This is a genomic window from Vibrio sp. L5-1 (genome assembly GCF_021728315.1).
Taxonomy (GTDB): domain Bacteria; phylum Pseudomonadota; class Gammaproteobacteria; order Enterobacterales; family Vibrionaceae; genus Vibrio; species Vibrio splendidus_K.
On the sequence record NZ_JAKKCQ010000007.1, the window covers coordinates 127,124 to 149,201 of the forward strand.

Sequence of the window (22,078 nt, forward strand, 5' to 3'; positions counted from 1 at the left end):
ATAAAAATAAAGCGACCCAAGGCCGCTTTATTCTTCTATGTTTTTACTTCTGTATATGAGCAAGCAAACGCTACTTCTATCGTGTTAATGGTTATAGCGTTCGCTAATGATAATAGCGCTAAAGGTTATAGCGCTAATGGCTCATGCTTTTTCACCAAACCAAAGTCCGCCAGTATCGCGTAGGCCGCAGGGATCATAAACAACACCAGTAAGGTCGAGGCAAATATGCCAAACACAATCGAAATGACCAATGGCTGGATAACCTGAGCCTGCAAGCTGGTTTCCGTCAACAGCGGGAGCAAACCAGCTGCGGTCGTCATTGAGGTCAAAAATACCGCTCGGAAACGCTCGCGACTGGCTTTCACCACCGAGTCATGCACGCTATCTCCCTCATCGACATGGTGACGAATGTACTGGACTAACAAGATGGAATCATTAACCACAATCCCGGCAAGCGACACAAAGCCCATCATGCTTGGCATACTCAAAGAGTGCCCAAGTATCCAGTGCCCAACGACCACCCCAATAAAGGCGAGTGGAATGGCTAACATCACGACCACAGGCTCTAAGTAGCTTCGGAACTGATAGCTAAGAATCGCAAACACGCCGAATAAGCCGAGCAAGAAGCCTTTGCCCATCGAGGCTCCAGTCTTAGCCGCATCTTTAGCTTCCCCTTCGAAATCAAAGCGCAAGCCTGGGTACTTCTGAATAAGCTTGGCTGCTTCATCTTTTTGGAACTGAGCCAAAATCGCCGACGAGCTCGCCTTCTTATTATCAATATCACCAAAGATGCTGATGGTTCTCAGCCCATCAATACGCTGAATTCGCACGTAGTTACGTTGGAAATCTAATGTCGCCAACGTTGCTAACGGGATCTGACTGCCGTCGGCGGTAATGATCGGGAAATTAGCCAGCTGCTGTATGTCGCCCGCTTGTTCCTTATCAAGACGCACCTCAATCGAGATGTTCTCAACACCGATTTGAATCTCATCCGCCGTTTGCCCGAAGAATGCAGCACGCAACTGAGAAGCAATCATCTGCCCATTCACATTGTAGGTTTCGGCTCCAGGACGCAGCTTGACTAAGATCTCTTCTTTACCCATGCGCATGTCATCAAGCACACCATGCACCCCGTCAAACTGATTGAGGTACTCCTGAATCTCCAGAGAAGCAGACTTCAATTCAGCCAGATCATCATGCTTGGCACGGATCTCGATAGCACGACCACCCGGCCCCATGGTTGGCTGCTTGAACACTAATGAAATAGGATCCGCCAGCTCACCGATATCTTCGCGCCATGCATTGATGAAATCATCGATAACCGTGTTACGGCTCTCTGCACCGCGTAAGTCTAAACGCACAGTGGCTAAATGTGGGCCTGACTCACTGGCATCAGCATTAGCATTGAATTGGCTGGTGATGTGTTCCACCAACTCATTGCCCTCTTCGACCTCTTCACTCCACTGCACGTTCAAACGTTCAGCAGACGCGACTATTTTATCGACGACTCTCTCGGTTTGAGACAATGACGCACCCGGCGGAAGAATGATACGCGCTTCAGCGATGTCTCCATCCAATTCGGGGAAGGGTTGGAACTTAACAGCACCACCCGCAATCAAGGCAATAGAAAGTAACAACAGTGTCAGCACTCCGCCCATAAAGGCATAGCGGAACGTCACGACCTTCTCGACCATGTTCATCAAAGTTGTATTGCGGAAGTTCTCAAATTTTTCAAGCAACACCACTTTGAAGCGCAGCGCTGGCTTGTCATTCTTTTCTTTGTGTAATGAATGAGACAAGTGATTAGGTAGAATCAGGAAGGCTTCAATCAAGCTCAACGAGAGCACTAATATCAATACTTGAGGAACAGCCTTAAGCACCGCACCCATCTCTCCATCGAGGAACAACAAGCTACCGAAAATACACACCGTAGTTAAGAAAGAAGATAAGACTCCGGGAAGCACTTTCTTAACGCCGTTGTACACCGCATCATCAACGTTTTGCCCCCGATCTAAATGGGAGGCTATCGATTCGGCAATCACGATGGCGTCATCCATCATGATACCAATCGCCATCAACAGTCCGACCAGCGACATAATGTTAATCGACAAACCTAAGTTCGCCATTAAGAACAAGCCACCAAGGAAGGCAACAGGTAAGCCAGCTGCAACCCAGAATGAATAGCGTAAGCTGAAGAACAGCCACATGGTGGCAAATACCAGCACAATACCTTGCCAGCCATTGCGAACCATCATGGTAAGGCGATCCCACAGCACAGAGGAGAGATCGTTGGTCATTTGTAGCGTCACGCCATCAGGGGCAATCGCGCTCTGATCTTCAACGAAACGCGTCACGTTCTCTTTGATTCGTAGCGCATCATCTTCTTTGTTTTTACTGATTTTCAACAGAGCCGATGGCTTGCCATCAAACAACACCTTCTGTTCGTCAAGCTCAAAGCGGTCGGTTATTTTTGCAATGTCCCTCAAACGGATCACAGAGCCATTGGGCGCAGAGCCAACCACGATGCTTTCCAGCTCAACCGGTGTAATTCGTCTTTCATCAAAACGAATCAAAAAATTCTTGTCTGGTGTTTCAACGTTACCGCTTGGCAGTTTTACATTCTGACGGCCAATCTGGTCTGCGATATCGCCGACGCTCAAACCTAACTGGCGAATGGCTTGGGTATCCAGTTCCACACGGTATTGATGATCAGAGAAGCCGCTAACATCGACCAGTGAAACATCATAATCAAGCTTCATGATACGTTTGAGGTCTTCAGCGTAGGCCTTAAGCTCTGGCCATGAGGTTTCGGCTGTAATCGCGATATCAACAACCGGTTCATTCCAATCCAGCTCTTGAACAACCGGAGATTCAATCTCGCTTGGAAAGTCATTGATCGAATTGATTTGAGTTTGTACGTCCACCAGCATTCGGCCGATATCCGCTTTCTCATTCAACTTCAGGATTAGACGTGCGCTACCTTCGATGGCTTCACACTGAGTCTCTTCAATGTTAGCTAGGCCATCGACGGCATCTTCCATTCGTACACACAAGCTTTCTTCCACTTCTTGTGGTGATGCACCGGGATAAACGATGGCAGCCATAATATAAGGCGGATCATAAGCGGGGAAGGTTTCACGCTTGATGGTTGATAATGAGCTGATACCCATGATCAATAACCCAAGCATCAACAAGTTTGCCGCTGTTGGGTGCCTAGAAAAGAACTTGATCATGACGCACTCTCCTGAGTATCAGATTCAAGCTTAACCTCTTCAGAGTTCGATTCTTTCAGTAACATGCCTTCGATAGCTGGTAGGACGTCATTAAGAACCAATTTATCTCCCGTTTGTAGCTCGCCACTCACAACCACTTGGTTATCTCTGCGATAAAGCACTTCAACATTCACCACTTGCAAGCGCTGATTGTCATCCATCAGGTAAACCTTGTCACCGTGCAATGCTCGCTCTGGAACCACCCAACTTAGATTCGCGACACCTTCAATCTCAGCTTTTACAAACATGCCGTTGACCAACGGGGTCGCATTGCTTGGCTGCAGTTGTGAATAGTCTTGAGCGATCTCGAGAATAATCCCTGCTGTCGCTTGGTTTTCATCAACCGTCTCACTGATTCTTGCCACCTTCGCAGGCCAACTAAGGTTCAGGTTGCCGCTGTTAAGTTGAATCGTCGCTTTGATTGGCGCTTCATAAGGATTAGGGATTCCTGCAGCATCGCGAGGGAATTGATTAAAGCTCGAGGCTAAAGTTTGCATATCGTGAATAGAAAGTTGCGCCTCCACTTCCATGACATTAATTCCGTGAGCAACAAACATCTCTTGCTGAAGGTTAACCACTTGGTTTTGTTCGATATCAACCTGAGCAATTCGCATCGCTCTTGGCAAAATGATGGTGGTCTTATCGAGAGAGCGCTGCGCCTCTTTCACTTTAGACACGTTGACCTTAATCACCGCTTCCGCAACACGTTTTTCATCAGGCATTAAAGCGATTTGGTTCGCGATATCCAACACTAGCTTCTGTTGAGACAGTGCACTTTGCTGTTGCAGGTCGACATCCGATTGAGAAGTCAGCCCTTTCTTACGCAGATCTTGTTTACGTTGTAGCTCTTTGTTGCTGATCACTAAGCGATTCTTTTCGATCTTAAGAGTCTGATTCAGGTTGTCTTCTTCTTGATTCAATTTCGCTAATGAGGTTTGGCTTGATTTAAGATCGGCCTCTGCTTGTATCACCTTCAATTCGTAATCCAATGGATCAACCTTGAGCACGACCGTTCCCGCAGGGATCACCTGACCTTTCTCAAGATCCGGATGGCGATAAACGATCTGTCCTGTCACCTCGGCAATCGCTTTCCATTCGACTTTCGGCACCACTTTGCCAAAACCAACCGCTAACGGTGCTATCAGTTGTTGCTCTAGGCTTACTGTGTCAACTAAGCGAGCTCTATCACCCGCAGGCTTGGTTGGAAGATCCGGCTTCAAGTTAATCGCAACCACAAGGCCAATGACACCAACCGCAAGTGCCGGAAAGAAGAGTAGTTTTTTATTTATTTTCATTATCTTTGGTCCTGCACGGAAGAAGGGCTAGGCGTGTTTATAAAACCTTCTGTCATCAATTGAATGTTGTGTTCGATTAAACGGTTAAGAAATTCTTCATTAATCTCAATACCATGGATTGCTAATAGAGGGGGCGGTGCAATGAATGGAAATACCATCAAGCTTATATACGACACGCGGCAGAGCTTGGGATCCATCTCTTTTCTCAAGACACCTTGTGCCACCAACTTTTCAAAAATGACATCTTGGGCTGGCTTCGCCACATCGAGGAAAACCTTTTCGAGCAACTCTCTTTGCACTTCCGAGGGAGGCATATTCATCACTTGGGCAATCAAGCGAGGAAACTTGGGCACCTTGACCATCTCTTTGTAGTAAGTCCGCATTAAATCGAGAAAGTTTTCATGACTGCTCTCTTCAACTAACTTCTGCATTTGTAGCTGCATCGGTCGTAGGGTTTCACGTAGCATCGCCTCAAATAACCCAGCCTTACTGCCAAAGTAATAACGGATCATCGCAATGTTCACACCCGCACGCTCGGCGATCAGGCGTGTCGAGACCTTGTCGTATGGCTGAACAACAAACAGATCGCGAGCATGCTCAATCAATAACTGTCGAACATCTAAGTTCTGCTGAGGCCGCCCCGCTTTTCGTGCCGTCATGGCAAAAATCCATCTCTATAATTAATCATCCGATTAATTATAGAGATAAACAGACGTAACAGTAGAAGATTAATTACTCACTATTTAATCAAGTGATTAATTAATTGGGTCACACTTATAATTTTTTTGGTGAATCGTTCCATCAAAAAGATTTACTACAAAGTTTTAACCTACACATCAGCCAAACGATAAACTAACCCGCCAATACAAAACCACCAATCAGTCGATTTAGCCAAAGAGTAGATAAAAAACAGCACAAACCAAACCAAAACACTGCCAATGTACGCTGATATTGGATTTTCTTGTTTGACGCTCAGAATAAATTACGGTAAATATGGTGTTAACAGTTTATTTACGGATATTTGTGTAATGATTTTTTCTTCTTCTCTACTGCTGAAACTTCTCCTTATCGTGAACCAATCGCGCGGGTAAGTTGTGGGTCAAGAACTACACAAATATTAAAACCCGCACTGAGCGGGTTTTTTTGTAACTGGCACTTTTAAAAGAACATCATTCTTAATAATAATTTGGATAGCAATCGATTCATTATCGATATAAGGAAGCACCCATGAACGATCAAGTAATAATTTTTGATACTACCTTACGTGACGGCGAGCAAGCATTGGCTGCAAGCCTTACGGTAAAAGAGAAGTTACAGATCGCTTATGCTCTTGAGAGACTGGGTGTCGATGTTATCGAAGCTGGCTTCCCTATCTCTTCGCCAGGTGATTTTGAGTCTGTACAAACCATCGCTAAACACATCAAAGACAGCCGTATTTGTGCACTTTCTCGTGCCGTAGCGAAAGATATAGACGCCGCTGCAGAAGCGCTTAAAGTTGCTGACCAGTTCCGTATTCACACCTTCATCTCTACATCGACGGTTCACGTACAAGACAAATTACGCCGCAGCTACGACGATGTTGTCGAGATGGCAGTGAAAGCCGTCAAACATGCGCGTAACTACACTGACGATGTGGAGTTCTCTTGTGAGGATGCCGGTCGTACCCCTATTGATAACCTATGTCGCATGGTTGAAGCCGCGATTAACGCGGGCGCGAAAACCATCAACATTCCAGACACCGTTGGCTACACAGTACCGAATGAGTTTGGTGGCATTATCAAAACGCTATTCGATCGCGTACCCAACATCGATCAAGCGATCATCTCTGTTCACTGTCACGATGACTTAGGTATGTCGGTTGCGAACTCAATTGCTGCTGTGCAAGCGGGCGCTCGCCAAATTGAAGGCACAATCAATGGTATTGGAGAACGTGCGGGTAACTGTTCTCTAGAAGAAATCGCAATGATCATCAAAACTCGCCAAGAGTTGTTAGGTGTTCATACTGGTTTGGATCATAAAGAGATTCACCGTACCAGCAAGCTAGTGAGCCAACTTTGCCACATGCCAATTCAAGACAATAAAGCTATCGTCGGTGCGAATGCATTTAGCCACTCTTCAGGTATTCACCAAGATGGCATGCTTAAGAACAAGAACACTTACGAGATCATGACGCCTGAGTCTATTGGCTTGAAAAACAAAGCATTGAATCTAACAAGCCGTAGTGGCCGTGCGGCAGTTAAGAGCCACATGGACGCAATGGGTTATAAAGATAATGAGTACAACCTAGATTCATTGTACGAAGACTTCTTGAAGCTTGCTGACCGTAAAGGACAAGTCTTCGATTACGACCTAGAAGCATTAATGCACTTCGCGAATCTACGTGATGAAGATGACTTCTATAAACTTAACTACCTAAGCGTACAATCTGGTAGTGTTATGTCTACCACCAGCATCAAGCTGCAATGTGGTGATGAAGAGAAATGCGAAGCGGCTGTCGGCAACGGTCCTGTTGATGCTTTATACCAATGTATTTACCGCTTAACAGGCTACGAAATCGCGTTGGATAAATTCGACCTTACTGCGAAAGGTGAAGGCGAAGATGGCTTAGGTCAAGCTGACATCATTGCTAACTATAAAGGCCGTAAGTACCACGGTACGGGCGTTTCAACGGATATCGTTGAAGCTTCTGGTCAAGCGTTGCTACACGTTATCAATAGCATTCAACGCGCAGACACTATTGCTGAAATGAAGCAGCAAAAATTCGCGACAGTTTAAGACCCCAATAACAGAGCCCTAGAGCCGATGTTGTTGGCTTTAGGGACAAAATTTAAAACGAGCCAAACCGCTCAGTAACAAGAATTAAAGGATTAACATGACAGATAAATCATACAAAATTGCCGTACTACCTGGTGATGGCATTGGCCCAGAAGTAATGCAACAAGCACACAAAGTGCTAGACGCGATTGAAAAGAAGCACGCAATTAGCTTTTCTCGCGAAGAGTATGATGTTGGTGGTATTGCAATTGATAATCACGGCTGTCCACTTCCAGAAGCGACGGTCACGGGCTGTGAAGAATCTGACGCGGTACTTTTTGGCTCAGTTGGTGGTCCTAAATGGGAACACCTTCCACCAAACGATCAACCAGAGCGTGGTGCCCTACTTCCTCTGCGTAAGCATTTCCAACTGTTCTGTAACCTACGTCCAGCGCAAATCCACAAGGGTTTAGAGTCTTTCTCTCCTTTACGTGCTGATATTTCAGGTAATGGTTTCGACATCGTTGTTGTTCGTGAACTAACAGGCGGTATCTACTTCGGCCAACCTAAAGGTCGTGAAGGCGAAGGCGCAACTGAAAAAGCCTTTGATACTGAGGTTTACCACCGTTACGAAATCGAACGTATTGCAAAGATTGCGTTTGAATCTGCTCGTCTACGTAACAAAAACGTTTACTCAATCGATAAAGCGAACGTTCTACAAAGCTCTATTCTATGGCGTGAAGTGGTTGAAGAAGTCGCGAAAGACTACCCAGATGTGAAATTGAGCCACATGTACATCGACAACGCGACCATGCAGCTAATCAAAGACCCATCTCAGTTTGACGTGATGCTTTGTTCGAACATCTTCGGTGACATCATCTCTGATGAGTGTGCAATGATCACCGGCTCTATGGGCATGCTTCCTTCTGCAAGCTTGAACGAAAGCAACTTCGGCCTATACGAACCTGCAGGTGGCAGCGCGCCAGATATCGCAGGCAAGAACATCGCGAACCCAGTAGCGCAAATTCTTTCTGCGGCGCTAATGCTTCGTTACAGCCTAGGTGAAGAAGCCGCAGCTCAAGATATCGAAACAGCGGTGTCTAAAGCACTTTCTGCAGGCGAGCTAACCGCTGACCTTGCAGGCAAAAACCAAGCGCTGACTACCTCTGAAATGGGTGACAAGATCGCTGAGTACATCTTAGCTTCATAAGCTAGATGCTTAGATTAGAAGTAAGTACATAAGAATAATATCAAGCCAAGTCAGCTTAAACAGTATGACTTGGCTAGAAACAAACACTGGGACTGATGCTCCCAAGGAAGAAAAGCTATGTCGACAAACCAGCAAGCAAAAACCTTATACGAAAAAGTTTATGACGCTCACGTTGCAGTTGCAGCAAAAGGCGAAACGCCAATTCTTTATATCGATCGCCACTTAGTCCACGAAGTAACGTCGCCACAAGCCTTTGATGGCCTGCGTGAAAAAGGTCGTAAAGTTCGCCAAGTAGGCAAAACTTTTGCAACCATGGATCACAACGTATCGACACAAACGAAAGACATCAACGCTTCTGGTGAGATGGCTCGTATCCAAATGGAAACGCTATCGAAAAACTGTGAAGAGTTTGGTGTCACGCTTTACGACTTAAACCACAAATACCAAGGTATTGTTCACGTAATGGGCCCTGAGCTAGGTATTACTCTGCCGGGCATGACCATCGTATGTGGTGACTCACACACAGCAACACACGGTGCATTTGGTTCATTAGCATTCGGTATCGGTACTTCAGAAGTTGAGCACGTTCTAGCAACTCAAACGCTAAAACAAGCTCGCGCTAAAACCATGAAAATCGAAGTAAAAGGCAAAGTCGCTGAAGGCATTACTGCAAAAGATATCGTACTAGCTATCATCGGCAAGACAACAGCCGCTGGCGGTACAGGCTATGTGGTTGAATTCTGCGGTGAAGCAATTACTGACCTTACAATGGAAGGTCGTATGACGGTATGTAACATGGCGATCGAGCTTGGCGCTAAAGCGGGTCTAATTGCTCCAGATGCAACCACTTACGAATACATCAAAGGTCGTAAGTTCTCTCCACAAGGCGAAGACTTAGAAGCCGCTATTGAATACTGGAACACATTGAAAACCGATGCTGATGCAGAGTTCGATGCTGTTGTAACGCTAGAAGCGGCTGACATCAAACCACAAGTCACTTGGGGTACTAACCCAGGCCAGGTGATCTCAGTAGACACACCAATCCCTGCACCAGAAAGCTTCGCAGACCCTGTTGAAAAGGCATCTGCAGAAAAAGCTTTGGCTTACATGGGTCTTGAAGCGGGTAAATCGCTATCGGATTACAACGTCGATAAAGTCTTCGTGGGTTCTTGTACTAACTCTCGTATCGAAGACATGCGTGCAGCTGCTGCCGTAGCAAAAGGCCGCCAAGTAGCGAAACATGTTCAAGCATTGATCGTTCCAGGCTCTGAGCAAGTAAAAGCGCAAGCTGAAGCAGAAGGCCTAGATAAGATCTTCATCGAAGCAGGTTTTGAATGGCGCCTACCAGGCTGCTCTATGTGTCTTGCAATGAACAATGACCGTCTAGGTCCACAAGAACGCTGTGCTTCTACATCAAACCGTAACTTTGAAGGTCGCCAAGGCCGTGATGGTCGTACGCACCTAGTTAGCCCAGCAATGGCAGCAGCAGCAGCAATCGCTGGTCACTTTGTCGATATTCGTGAACTTTAATTAGAGGATTTAACATGTCAGGTTTTCAACAACACACCGGATTAGTCGTTCCTCTAGATACGGCCAACATCGATACTGATGCGATCATTCCAAAGCAGTTTCTACAGAAAGTGAACCGTATCGGTTTTGGTAAGCACTTATTCCACGATTGGCGCTTCCTAGATGATGCAGGCCAGCAGCCAAACCCTGAGTTTGTAATGAACGCACCCCGCTATAAAGGTGCTTCTATCCTGCTAGCTCGTGAAAACTTTGGTTGTGGTTCATCTCGTGAGCACGCACCTTGGGCGCTTGCAGATTACGGTATTCAAGTGATGATCGCGCCAAGCTTTGCAGACATTTTCTACGGTAACTCGATCAATAACCAGATGGTTCCTGTTCGTCTTACAGAGCAGGAAGTTGATGAAATCTTCCAGTTCGTTGAAGCAAACGAAGGCGCAGAAATTACAGTTGATCTTGAAGCACTAAAAGTCACTGCCAATGGAAAAGAATACTCGTTTGAAATTGATGAGTTCCGTCGTCACTGCTTGCTGAATGGCCTAGATAACATCGGCCTAACGCTTCAACACGCAGATAAGATTTCAGAATTTGAAGCTAAGATTCCTAGCTTCCTGAAATAAAGAAGTCTTGAAGTAGAGTCACATAGTTTTGTGTTCATAAAAAAGGTTGGCCTAGTGCCAACCTTTTTTATTTGGCTGAGCTTTTAGCTTAACTTAATGTGCTTATTAAGCTCTGCTCTATTATTTAACTGAAGAGCTATGAAAGAAAATCGTAAAGCATAAGGTCTTAGTAGTCAGTCATCAGGAGAATGCCATGAAACAACTACTTTTTATTGTCAGCCTACTTTTCTCAACCTTAGCTTGGTCTGCGCCTAAACCTGATCTTTGGCCATACTGGAACCAAAGCAATGAAACCAACCAAGAACAGGTATCTCATCAAGACTGGCAGCAATTTATCGATAGCTACTTAGTTAAACAAGGGCAAAACACCCTAGTTCGCTATCAAGCTGTGAGCACTGTAGATAAGACAAAGCTCAAGCAATACATCAAGAGGCTAGAGCAGTTGAATCCACTCGACTACTCAAAAGCGGAACAATATGCCTACTGGGTTAATCTATATAACGCCGTGACTGTCGATCTAATTCTCGATGCTTACCCAATAAAATCCATCACCAAGCTCGGCGGACTGTTTAGTTTTGGGCCATGGGGAGATGATGTGGTAATCGTTAACGGGAAGTCACTAACACTCAATGATATTGAGCATCGAATTTTAAGACCGATTTGGCAAGATCCGCGCACGCATTATGCAGTGAACTGTGCGAGTTTAGGTTGTCCTAATTTGCAGCCTGAAGCTTTTACCTCTGACAACACTGGAGCCTTGTTAGAACAAGCTGCTAATGATTTTGTAAATAGTGATAAGGGCGTGTTAATTGAAAACAATAAACTACAACTATCATCGATTTACGATTGGTTTGCTGTGGATTTTGGTACAGAGAAACAACTCATTCAACACTTAGACCAGTATCGAACAAAGCCGGTGACGAACACTGAAAAAATCAGTTATGACTATGATTGGTCGCTTAACCAAGCAAACTAGTTTTAACGCGAGAGTTAATCACTAAAGCTAAACAAAAAAAGAGGCTAGAGGTTTTATTAACCACTAGCCTCTTCTCAATTCTTTGACCGTATCTCCACAATTAAAAGCTTGAGTCTGGTTGCTGTAAGAACTCAATTTCCTCAGGAGTCGAAGTTCGACCTAGTACTTCATTGCGGTGTGGGTAACGACCAAAACGCTCAATGATCACCTTGTGCTTAAACTCAAAATCAAGGTTATTCTCTAGCCCTGTCTGAGAAAAAAGCAGCACCGCTTGTTCATGCATCAGCAAAGATTCACTGTGCATATAAGGCATATACAGGAAGCTTTTCTGTTGTTGATTGAGTTGGTGATCAAAGCCACCCGCTACCGCTTCTTGAGCTAGAACCAACGCCATAGGATCTGCAGTAAACGCATCTGGACTATTTCTACCAAGATTCCGAGAAAACTGGTCAAGCACGATAATTTCAGCCAAGCGCCCTTCTGCATTTTGTCGCCATTCAAATAGCTCACCTTGGATAGCGGCTTTGTGCAGTTTAGCAAAACGAGACTCAATCAAAGTATCGATCTCTCCACCGCCAGTAAACCAATCTTTAGGCGTCAATTCATCGAACCAAAACTCTAGAACATTCTGATACGTTACCGTCATATAATTCCCTTTAATAAAAAACCGAGTAATTTTGTTATTACTCGGTTTAGTGTTCGATTACTTAAAACCTTTGACCTTCTTTATCAAGTCATAAGCATTTTGAATTTCTTGCGACTTTTCTTTCGCGACATTCATCATTTCTGGTGGTAAGCCCTTCGCCATCAACTTATCAGGGTGGTGTTCATTCATCAGCTTACGGTAGGCTTTCTTCACCTCTTTACCATCGGCACTTTCACTCACTCCTAACACCTTAAAAGCATCTGCCAACTGGTTTTGCTGTGAAGCTTGTTGCCACCCCGATGACTGTCCGTGACCTTGATGCCCACCAAAGCTTCCACCTTGCTGTTGAAAACGAAATGCTGCTTCTTGCATCTGCAAACGGCGCTCTAGCTGTTCCGCAGAAAACCCAAGACCTTGCGCTATCTTATGCAAAACCTGACGCTCACTTGGGTGCAAGCTCCCATCGGCAAATGCTGCAGATACTTGTAGCTCAAGAAAAAACTGCAGAAGATCAAAACGACCACCCGATGAGATTTTCACACGCTCAAGTACATCACTTAATGGAAAGTCACTCTCTTTGCCATCGCGGAAAGCATCTTGAGCCGCTTTACGTTGTTCACCATGCAGGTTCATACGCTCCATCATTGTAGAAGCGAGCTGAATCTCTTCTGGTGTAACCTGCCCCTTCGCTTTAGCAACGTGTCCCATAACTGCAAAAGCAGATTTGAAAAACTCGTTTTGTCTTTCAGCTTGGCTTGGACCTCGGCCAAAACCAGAGCTATTGAAGCCCGATTGGCTTAAACGTCGAGCCTTATCAAATTGATGCCCTAAAAACAGACCAAAAACTAAACCGAGCGGCCCTCCAAATAAAAAGCCAAAAAACGCGCCCAAAATTTTGCCAAATATTTGCATTATGTGTTCTCTATCTATGAATTTTATCTGAGTAACGCTGTCTGATGATGCTGAATGCTAATATTTCCTTTATCATAAGGAAAATGCTTTATTAATTGGATTGATACTAGATCAACCCTTCATCTAGTGACACAGGATAGTTCAACTTCATGCAATCTTTTTCCCGCACCTTGTTAGCCGCGTCTATAAGTACGGCATTATACGTGTCGACAACTCAAGCTGAAACAATCACCGATAGTAGTGTGCAGGAAATGCCCTCTATAGATCAATGCTTGATCGAGCCCGCTGCAGAAAACGAGACACAGCTACCCGCTCATGTTGAGTCAGATCGCTTAGAAGCTATCAATGGTGACAAGGCAATCTATTCGGGTGACGTAAGAGTTACGCAAGGGAACAAGACCATCCTTGCTGATAATGTGACCCTACACCAACAAGAAAATATCGTTGTAGCTGAAGGCAACGTAAACTTTAGTGATGGTCAAATAAAATCAGTGTCAGACAGAGCAACCAACAATCTGACTACCGATGAAATGACGCTAGAAAATACCGACTACGAATTTCTTTGCGAACCAGGTCGCGGTGATGCGGTTTATGTCGCAAAAACAGGTAAAGCGGTTTACGAAATAGAAGATGGCTCAATTACCTCTTGTCCTATTGGCGACAACGCTTGGCGCCTAAGAGCATCAAGCATCAGTGTCGACCAAGATGAAGAACAAGCCACCTTTTATAATCCACGTTTTGAAATCCAAAGTGTTCCCGTCTTTTACTTACCCTACTTAACGGTACCTATCGGTGACACACGTAAAACCGGTTTCTTGTATCCAACCGTGTCATACGGTTCTAGTGATGGCTTTGAAGCTGAAATCCCTGTTTATTGGAACTTGGCGCCAGACTACGATTTAGAAACCACCTTCAAGTACATGCAAGAACGAGGCACTCAGCTAAACAGTAAATTCAGATACTTGAGCGATTTCGGTTCAGGTAGTATCGAGTCTGAATATTTACCAGACGATCAAAAATACACAGAGGAAGGCGATCGTTGGGGTTTCCAACTAGAACATTCAGGAATATTTCAACAATCTTGGTTGTTCGAAATTGATTACTCTAAAGTCAGTGATATTGACTACTTTACGGATATGAGCTCAGGAATCGGTAACCGTGAAGATGGACAACTACTTCAAGAAGGTAAAGCAACGTACCGTTCTCAAAACTGGGATGCTTCTGTACTTGTAAGGGATTTCCAAGTCCTCACCGATACAACAAATAATTTGCCTTATCGTTTAATGCCACAGCTTGAGTACAACTACTATGCTCCGGAGGTCATGGATTACCTAGATTTCGACCTCATTAGTCATGTGTCGTTGTTCGATACTGATGCCTCGGGCAAACCATCTGCAACTCGTGTCCACGTTGAACCTGGTATCACTATCCCTGTAGGCAATACTTGGGGCACTTGGACAACAGAAGCTCGGCTGCTTGGTACTTATTATCAGCAAGATCTAGATGGCGTTGATACAACAAGTGACGAATACAAAGATTTAGAAGAATCAGTAAGCCGGGTTATCCCTGAGTTCAGAAGCCACGCAGGTATCGTTCTAGAGAGAGATACGACGATAATTGGGGGCTACACGCAAACACTCGAACCCCAAGTTCAGTACCTTTACGTACCAGAAGAAGATCAATCTAACATAGCTCTGTACGACACAACATTGCTGCAAACGGATTACTACGGACTATTTCGAAGCCGTAAATACAGTGGCGTTGATTTCATTGCAGCAGCCAACCAAATTAGCTACGGTGCATCTTCTCGGTTCTTTGATGATGAATACCGGGAACGCTTAAATGTATCTTTTGGTCAAATTTTTTATATAGATAAAGATACTAAACGAACACCTGAAGGCACAGATCCAAACGATAAATCTAATTACTCATCATGGGCTGTAGAAGTCGACTTCAACTACGATGACTACCTGTTTTACCACGGTGGTGTACAGTATGATATAGACGCATCAGCAATGCAGCTAGCCAACAGCACCATAGAATATCGTTTTGCTGGAGGTTATCTACAAACTAACTACCGCTACGTTACAGAAGAATATATTGTCGATAATGTTGGCAAAAGTATCAATGTTGGCTCAATAACTAGAGATGGTATCTCGCAAGCGGGCTTGCTTGGTGCTTACCAGATTTCGCGGAAGTGGAATGCAAGCGCTCAATATTTCTATGACTTAACCACACAAGAAGACCTAGAATGGTTAGCTCGCTTAAACTATAAATCGGATTGTTGGTACATCGGCTTTACTTATAGTAACCAATTGACAAATAACATTAGCGATCCAAATGTCACACCTGAATATGAAAACAACTTTGGCGTGAATTTCGGTATTATTGGCTTTGGTACTAACCTAGGCTCTGATTCAGGCGCTGTTGGGGAGAGCAGTTCAGACAACTCATTGAGCTATGGCCGCCCGTTCTTCTTAAACAACTAATTTTCTTTACTGATAAAACATCCGTAAATATAAAGGATTACACATGACATTGTGGAAACACACATTAATCGCTATAGCAGCAGCTTGCACTGTATCAACGAGCTATGCAGCACCGGTTGAGCTCGACAGCGTAAAAGTTATCGTTAACGAAGGCGTGATCTTACAAAGTGACATCGATGCTTCAATGAAGACGCTGCGCGCAAATGCTAAGAAAAGCGGCCAAACACTACCATCGCAAGACGTGCTCAATGAGCAAGTGCTTGAAAAGCTGATCATCGATACCATTCAAACACAAGAAGCGGAACGTATTGGCGTTCGTATTGATGATGCTCGACTTGATCAAGCAATCGAAGGCATCGCGAAAGACAACAACCAGACTGTAGAACAATTAACAGCATCGGTTGCTGAAGAAGGCCTTAGTTACAATGCATTTCGCGAACAAGTCAGAAAAGAGATTGCGGCCAGTGAAGCGCGTAACGCCTTAGTGCGTCGTCGTATCAACATTCTTCCAGCTGAAGTCGATAACCTTGCGGATATCTTGGCGCAAGAGACTAACGCGACTGTTCAATACAAAATCGGACACATCCAACTTCGCTTTAATGATGACCAAACCAAAGAAGAGCTAGAAGCTCAAGCTAAAGAAGTGGTTGAGGAACTTAACTCAGGCAAAGATTTCAGCACCATGGCTTATACTTATTCAAAAGGCCCTAAAGCACTACAAGGTGGTGACTGGGGTTGGATGCGTAAAGAAGAGATGCCTACCATTTTTGCAGACCAAATCAAAATGCAGAATAAAGGCAGCATCATCGGTCCTTTCCGAAGCGGCGTTGGTTTCCATATTCTGAAAATTGAAGATGTGAAAGGCTTGGAAACGGTAGCGGTGACGGAAGTTAATGCTCGTCATATCCTAATTAAACCGACCGTCATCTTAAGTGACGACGGAGCCAAGGAGCAATTAGAGGAAATCACGCGTCGTGTTAACGCGGGTGAAGCGAGCTTTGGTGAACTTGCGCAGCAATACAGCCAAGATCCAGGCTCTGCAGTGCAAGATGGTGAACTAGGCTACCAAACACCGGATTTGTATGTACCTGAATTCAAGCACCAAGTAGAAACACTACCTGAAGGTAAAATCAGTGCGCCATTCAAAACCGTGCATGGTTGGCATATTGTTGAAGTGCTTGATCGCAGAGAAGTAGACCGTACAGACTCAGCTTTGAAAAATAAAGCATACCAAATTCTATTTAACCGTAAGTTCAACGAAGAAGCTGGCGCTTGGCTACAAGAAGTAAGAGCGAGTGCTTTTGTTGAAATGGTTGAGGATGACCAAGATGACAACTAAACGCCTTGTCATTACGGCAGGTGAACCTGCGGGAATTGGGCCAGATTTAACTCTCGCCTTATCCCAAGAAAGCTGGCCACATCAGCTCGTGGTGTGTGCGGACAAAACCCTACTAGCAGAGCGAGCTCAAATGTTAGGGATCGAGGTGGAGCTGTTGGATTACGATTCAACCGCGCCCAAGCAACCTCAACGCTCTGGAACATTGGTTGTGAAACATGTTCCACTTGCTGAAACTGCCGTAGCTGGCCAACTCAATGAAGCGAACGGTCATTACGTATTAAATACTTTAGAAACCGCCGCAATTGGCTGTATGAATGATGAATTTGATGCTATTGTCACCGGCCCTGTTCACAAGGGTGTAATTAACCGAGCTGGCGTTGCTTTTAGCGGCCATACCGAGTTCTTTGCAGAGAAGTCCAATACACCACTGGTGGTGATGATGTTGGCAACAGAAGGGCTGCGTGTTGCGCTAGTAACAACGCACATCCCACTAGCTTATGTATCTCAAGCAGTGACCGAAGACAGATTAGAGCAAATTATTGCAATTCTGAATAAAGATTTGGTTGAAAAATTTGCTATTGAGAAACCAACTATCTACGTGTGTGGCTTGAATCCACATGCAGGTGAAGATGGTTGCTTGGGACGTGAAGAGATAGAAACCATCACCCCGACGCTAGAAAAAATTCGCCAAAAAGATGGCATCAATTTAGTTGGCCCATTGCCAGCAGATACCATCTTTAATGAAAAATATTTGCAAGATGCAGATGCTGTTTTAGGTATGTATCACGACCAAGTACTCCCGGTATTGAAATACAAAGGGTTTGGTCGCTCAGTGAACATCACGCTTGGCTTACCGTTTATTCGCACATCAGTCGACCACGGTACCGCCTTAGACTTGGCAGGGAAAGGCCAAGCCGATACAGGGAGCTTTAGAACAGCGCTCACGCACGCCATTGAATTAGTAGAGAAAAAGCAATGAGAAATGATGTCCACTTAGGGCACAAAGCGCGTAAACGTTTTGGTCAAAACTTCCTTAACGATCCATACATTATTGATGGCATCGTATCGAGCATTAACCCACTACCAGGTCAAAACTTGGTAGAGATCGGTCCTGGTCTAGGCGCAATTACTGAGCCAGTGGGTAAGCTTGTCGATAAATTTACCGTTATCGAATTGGATAGAGACCTGGCTGAACGTCTTCGCAACCATCCCGATCTGGCTGATAAGCTAACGATCTATGAAGGCGATGCAATGAAGTTCGATTTCGAACAACTTGTTAAGCCAAACAACAAGCTACGTATTTTCGGTAACTTGCCATACAACATCTCGACACCATTGATGTTCCACCTTTTTGAGTTCCATAAAGACGTGCAAGACATGCACTTCATGCTTCAAAAAGAAGTGGTTAACCGATTAGCGGCCGGCCCAGGTACTAAAGCTTATGGTCGTCTTACGGTAATGGCTCAATACTACTGTAAAGTGACGCCTGTGCTAGAAGTGCCACCAACGGCCTTCGTTCCGCCACCGAAAGTAGATTCTGCAGTAGTACGCCTACAGCCATACGAAGTGCTACCTTACCCGGCAAAAGATCTGAAATGGTTAGATCGTGTATGTCGTGAAGGCTTTAACCAGCGTCGTAAAACGGTTCGTAACTGCTACAAGAGCCTAATCGACAAGGAAGTACTTGAAGAGTTGGGTGTTAACCCAGGCATGCGTCCTGAGAATTTAACGCTCGAGCAGTTTGTCGACATGGCAAACTGGTTGTACGACACTCACAGCGCTGACAAATAATTCTAAAAGGCTCCTACACTTCGGTGAGGAGCCTGTTTTTTATGTAATACTTTAAAGTATATCAACAACAAAAGGTGCGAATATGGATATATCTACGCCTTGTATCAAATGTCAGGTTCACTCTAAATACATAGAGGAACAATCTGAACCAACGAAGAACCGCTACGTCTTCGCCTACATTATTACCATCAAAAATCTCAGTAAAACAACGGTTCAACTAATGTCTCGCCGCTGGCTGATTACCGACTCCAACGGCAAACAACTCACCATAGAAGGTGATGGTGTGGTTGGGCAACAACCCGTGATTGAAGCCAACGACGAATACACTTACACCAGTGGTACCGTCATCGAAACTCCTGTGGGTGTTATGCAAGGTCATTATGTGATGACTGATAACAAAGGCATCGACTTCATAACTGAAGTTGATCCATTCAGACTCGCGATCCCTAATATTCTTAATTAGCCGTACATCCGTATCTACAGGAAATTATTGTGTCGAATTATATTGTCGGAGACATCCAAGGGTGCTTCGACGAACTTCAATTACTGCTTAAAACCGTCAATTTTGATAAGCAGCAAGATACCTTATGGGTTGCTGGTGATTTAGTCGCCCGTGGTCCTAAATCATTGGAGACGCTACGCTTTATTCGTAGCCTAGGTAACGCTGCTAAGGTTGTATTAGGCAACCATGACTTGCATCTACTTGCGGTTTCCTTAGGGCTATTTCCAGCTAAAGCAAAAGACAATACTCAACCCATTCTTGATGCAGAAGACCGAGAACAGCTGCTCGAATGGTTAAGACAACAGCCTTTGATTCAAGAACATCCAGAGTTCGTAATGTCTCATGCTGGTATCTCACCTCTATGGGATCTAGAGCGAACACGGATTGAAAATCGAGAGATAACTGCCTTATTAAAATCCGATAAGTGGCAATGGCTTATCGAAAACATGTACAGCAACACGCCTGACTCATGGTGTCAAAATTTAGAAGGGATTGAGCGCAATCGCTATGCGATCAACAGCCTGACTAGAATGCGATTCTGTTTTACTGATGGTCGACTCGATATGGCCTGTAAACTTCCGCCAAGCGAAATTACCACTGAGCCGTTAGTGCCTTGGTTTGACCTACCACAACGTATAAAGCTGGATAAAACAGTTATTTTTGGACACTGGGCTGCGCTAGAAGGTTACTCAGGAAGAGATGTGATTGGTTTAGATACAGGATGCGTTTGGGGTGGTCAGTTGACGGTACTTCGCTGGGAAGACAAACAGTTCTTCACTCAAGAAGCGCTATAGAGATAGAGATAGAGATAGAGATAGAGATAGAGATAGAGATAGAGATAGAGAAGCTTGCGCTACTAGTAAAGCAACGCAAGTGTTTCTAATTTCTGAGCTTAACGTTCGAGAACCACAAACTCCATGTTGTGTTTATTTTTCTCATCAGCTTGATAGGCCTCGCTAAAGCTTAACTTCCAATCTTCGCCCCAATCAGGGAATTGCGTGTCGCCATCCACATCAAAATCGATATAAGTCAGGTATAATTTGTTCGCTTTAGGTAAGCAGCTTTCATAGATAGAACCGCCACCGATGATCATCACTTCATCAACATCACTAACCAGCTCTAGTGCTTTTTCAATCGAAGTTACCGTCGTTACGCCTTCGATTTCTAAACTCTCGTCACGGCTGATTACAACGTTCAGCCTCCCCGGTAAAGGACGTCCAATTGAATCATAAGTCTTACGTCCCATGACGACAGGTTTGCCCATGGTTGAGCGTTTAAACCATGCGAAATCTGCAGGTAGATGCCAAGGCATCTTATTGTCTTTACCAATTACACGGTTGTTCGCCATTGCCGCTATCATGCTGATGATCATAAATCGAAAGTCCTGTCCTTACTTGAAAATGAAGTTGAAGCTAGACGATAGGTCTACGACGGTAGAATAACAGCCCAGGCACAGCTAAGCCAACCGCAAGCCCTGCGATAATGAACATCGATTTCAAAAAGTTCTCCATCAACAATGCCAATAGTTCTGGGTTGTATCCGGCTCGGTTAATCTCAACCATAGCAATCATCGCCTTAAAGGCAAACACGCCAGGGACCATCGGAATCAATGCTGCAACCGTAAATACTTTCGGGTGTGCTAACAATTTATGCGACCAATGCACCCCTATCATACCTACCAATGTAGCAGCAAAGAACGTCGCCCATTCGATCGGAACGCCAAAGTGCATCATCAAATAACGACTACCGTGGCCAATGGAACCTCCCAGCGCACAATAAATTAATGCTCGTTGCGGGACGTTAAACACCAATGCAAAACCAACCGCAGGAATCGCAGCAAAAAACATGTCGTTGAGTAACCCAACAAAAAGTTCAAAAATAGTCATTAGTTTACCCACCCCCATACGTCAGATAGGCTCATCGCTGCGACAATACCTAAGCTTGTAGCCAACGTTAATAAACTGGCCATGGTGAAGCGTGCGAGCCCCATATTAATGTGGCCTTTAAGCATATCTGCTACGGAGTTAATCAAAGGAAAACCGGGCACTAGCATCAATACTGACGAAGCCATCACGATAGTGGGTTGACCACCAATATTGTAGAGCACTGCCTGAGCTGAAATGGTGGTGGTGACAAAAGCGGTAATAGCGAAATTTAATAACGGATTGAAATGGCGATGACCGATCTCTTGTCTCACGATCATACCGCAAGCCGAAGCTATAAACGTCATCATAAAGACATGCCAATCTCCGCCAGCAAGACGGCTAAAAGAAGCACACGATAGCCCTATCATTACGACAACTAACCAACGGTTGTAGCGTTCAGGACTGATCCCCTGGATCTTCTTATAAGCTAAATCATAATCAAGAATCCCTTTCTCCATCATGATACACACACGTTGAATCTCGGTTATCACCTGCATATTAATGCCACGATCAGCGCAACTTCGAGTCGTCGTTATGCAATGATCATCCATTACTGTTGTCACAACCAATGCATTGGCTGACAGTGCAACTTCAACCTCATTCACCCCACAAGCAATACCGATACGGCGCATTATGTCACCGACCAATGTGCTCTCGGCGCCATGAGCTAATAACATTTGTCCTGATTGAGCGACTAACCTTGAGATCGCTCTTTGTTTTGATGCCATGATTTCCTTCCCATAGGCGTTAATTATCTGAAGATAAATTTTGCATAAAAAACAGCAAGACGTCATGATTTAGATACAAAAAAACCGCAATT

General features: G+C 44.7%; 19 protein-coding genes. 11 read left to right on the plus strand and 8 right to left on the minus strand.

Translation table 11 applies throughout. From position 1 onward, the window contains the following. Positions 1-125 precede the first annotated feature (125 nt). Genes L3V35_RS20695 through L3V35_RS20705 form a run of 3 tightly spaced genes read right to left on the minus strand, consistent with a single transcriptional unit; the run spans position 126 to position 5,226 of the window. Complete coding sequence (locus tag L3V35_RS20695; RefSeq protein ID WP_171313571.1) at positions 126-3,233, minus strand: efflux RND transporter permease subunit; 3,108 nt, start codon at positions 3,231-3,233, stop codon at positions 126-128. After that, positions 3,230-4,567 carry an HlyD family secretion protein gene (locus tag L3V35_RS20700; RefSeq protein ID WP_237300560.1) on the minus strand — a complete coding sequence of 446 codons (1,338 nt, stop codon included), beginning with the start codon at positions 4,565-4,567 and terminating at the stop codon, positions 3,230-3,232. Before L3V35_RS20700 ends, L3V35_RS20695 begins: the two co-directional genes overlap by 4 nt. Further along, on the minus strand, positions 4,567-5,226 hold the full coding sequence (locus L3V35_RS20705; protein ID WP_065207192.1) for a TetR/AcrR family transcriptional regulator: 660 nt from the start codon (positions 5,224-5,226) through the stop codon (positions 4,567-4,569). Before L3V35_RS20705 ends, L3V35_RS20700 begins: the two co-directional genes overlap by 1 nt. A gap of 568 nt (positions 5,227-5,794) precedes the next feature. On the opposite strand from L3V35_RS20705, the gene leuA reads away from it, so the two are divergent. The 5 genes from leuA to L3V35_RS20730 all read left to right on the plus strand — a co-directional run bounded on the left by leuA (position 5,795) and on the right by L3V35_RS20730 (position 11,654). Then, the gene (gene leuA, locus L3V35_RS20710; RefSeq protein WP_009847816.1) at positions 5,795-7,342 is read left to right on the plus strand and encodes a 2-isopropylmalate synthase; all 1,548 of its coding nucleotides are present in this window, start codon (positions 5,795-5,797) and stop codon (positions 7,340-7,342) included. A 97-nt stretch (positions 7,343-7,439) separates the two neighbouring features. Beyond that, positions 7,440-8,531 (plus strand): 3-isopropylmalate dehydrogenase, encoded by a 1,092-nt coding sequence (gene leuB, locus L3V35_RS20715; protein ID WP_102298541.1) that lies wholly within the window; start codon positions 7,440-7,442, stop codon positions 8,529-8,531. A gap of 117 nt (positions 8,532-8,648) precedes the next feature. Beyond that, on the plus strand, positions 8,649-10,061 hold the full coding sequence (gene leuC / locus L3V35_RS20720) for a 3-isopropylmalate dehydratase large subunit (RefSeq protein WP_102513544.1): 1,413 nt from the start codon (positions 8,649-8,651) through the stop codon (positions 10,059-10,061). 14 nt (positions 10,062-10,075) lie between these two features. After that, the gene (gene leuD / locus L3V35_RS20725) at positions 10,076-10,678 is read left to right on the plus strand and encodes a 3-isopropylmalate dehydratase small subunit (protein WP_237291169.1); all 603 of its coding nucleotides are present in this window, start codon (positions 10,076-10,078) and stop codon (positions 10,676-10,678) included. A 193-nt stretch (positions 10,679-10,871) separates the two neighbouring features. Then, positions 10,872-11,654: a DUF547 domain-containing protein gene (locus L3V35_RS20730; RefSeq protein WP_237300561.1), complete on the plus strand. Its 783-nt coding sequence runs from the start codon at positions 10,872-10,874 to the stop codon at positions 11,652-11,654. A 100-nt stretch (positions 11,655-11,754) separates the two neighbouring features. Here the strand turns inward: L3V35_RS20730 and L3V35_RS20735 are convergent, their stop codons facing one another. Beyond that, the gene (locus L3V35_RS20735) at positions 11,755-12,300 is read right to left on the minus strand and encodes a DUF924 family protein (RefSeq protein WP_171308581.1); all 546 of its coding nucleotides are present in this window, start codon (positions 12,298-12,300) and stop codon (positions 11,755-11,757) included. A gap of 57 nt (positions 12,301-12,357) precedes the next feature. Continuing rightward, the gene (gene djlA / locus L3V35_RS20740; protein WP_017077642.1) at positions 12,358-13,212 is read right to left on the minus strand and encodes a co-chaperone DjlA; all 855 of its coding nucleotides are present in this window, start codon (positions 13,210-13,212) and stop codon (positions 12,358-12,360) included. Between the two features lie 149 nt (positions 13,213-13,361). On the opposite strand from djlA, the gene lptD reads away from it, so the two are divergent. From lptD to apaH, 6 genes are all read left to right on the plus strand, one after another. Next, positions 13,362-15,701, plus strand: a complete 2,340-nt coding sequence (gene lptD, locus L3V35_RS20745) for an LPS assembly protein LptD (RefSeq protein WP_081009012.1) — start codon at positions 13,362-13,364, stop codon at positions 15,699-15,701. A gap of 43 nt (positions 15,702-15,744) precedes the next feature. After that, the gene (gene surA, locus L3V35_RS20750; RefSeq protein WP_054547857.1) at positions 15,745-17,040 is read left to right on the plus strand and encodes a peptidylprolyl isomerase SurA; all 1,296 of its coding nucleotides are present in this window, start codon (positions 15,745-15,747) and stop codon (positions 17,038-17,040) included. Continuing rightward, positions 17,030-18,019, plus strand: coding sequence for a 4-hydroxythreonine-4-phosphate dehydrogenase PdxA (pdxA, locus tag L3V35_RS20755; RefSeq protein ID WP_054547892.1), 990 nt, complete (start codon positions 17,030-17,032; stop codon positions 18,017-18,019). The genes surA and pdxA overlap by 11 nt, the downstream gene beginning before the upstream one ends. Next, positions 18,016-18,831 carry a 16S rRNA (adenine(1518)-N(6)/adenine(1519)-N(6))-dimethyltransferase RsmA gene (rsmA, locus tag L3V35_RS20760; protein WP_004735898.1) on the plus strand — a complete coding sequence of 272 codons (816 nt, stop codon included), beginning with the start codon at positions 18,016-18,018 and terminating at the stop codon, positions 18,829-18,831. The genes pdxA and rsmA overlap by 4 nt, the downstream gene beginning before the upstream one ends. A gap of 82 nt (positions 18,832-18,913) precedes the next feature. Next, on the plus strand, positions 18,914-19,294 hold the full coding sequence (gene apaG / locus L3V35_RS20765; RefSeq protein WP_004735899.1) for a Co2+/Mg2+ efflux protein ApaG: 381 nt from the start codon (positions 18,914-18,916) through the stop codon (positions 19,292-19,294). Between the two features lie 29 nt (positions 19,295-19,323). Beyond that, entirely contained in the window at positions 19,324-20,127 is an 804-nt protein-coding gene (gene apaH, locus L3V35_RS20770; RefSeq protein ID WP_054547858.1) for a bis(5'-nucleosyl)-tetraphosphatase (symmetrical) ApaH, read from the plus strand. A 98-nt stretch (positions 20,128-20,225) separates the two neighbouring features. Here apaH and folA read toward each other — a convergent pair whose 3' ends face one another. The 3 genes from folA to L3V35_RS20785 are packed head-to-tail and all read right to left on the minus strand — an operon-like array spanning position 20,226 to position 21,986. Then, the gene (folA, locus tag L3V35_RS20775) at positions 20,226-20,705 is read right to left on the minus strand and encodes a type 3 dihydrofolate reductase (RefSeq protein ID WP_054547859.1); all 480 of its coding nucleotides are present in this window, start codon (positions 20,703-20,705) and stop codon (positions 20,226-20,228) included. 40 nt (positions 20,706-20,745) lie between these two features. Then, complete coding sequence (locus L3V35_RS20780; RefSeq protein ID WP_054547860.1) at positions 20,746-21,219, minus strand: threonine/serine exporter family protein; 474 nt, start codon at positions 21,217-21,219, stop codon at positions 20,746-20,748. Next, the gene (locus L3V35_RS20785) at positions 21,219-21,986 is read right to left on the minus strand and encodes a threonine/serine exporter ThrE family protein (RefSeq protein WP_004735903.1); all 768 of its coding nucleotides are present in this window, start codon (positions 21,984-21,986) and stop codon (positions 21,219-21,221) included. The genes L3V35_RS20780 and L3V35_RS20785 overlap by 1 nt, the downstream gene beginning before the upstream one ends. Positions 21,987-22,078: the final 92 nt, after the last annotated feature.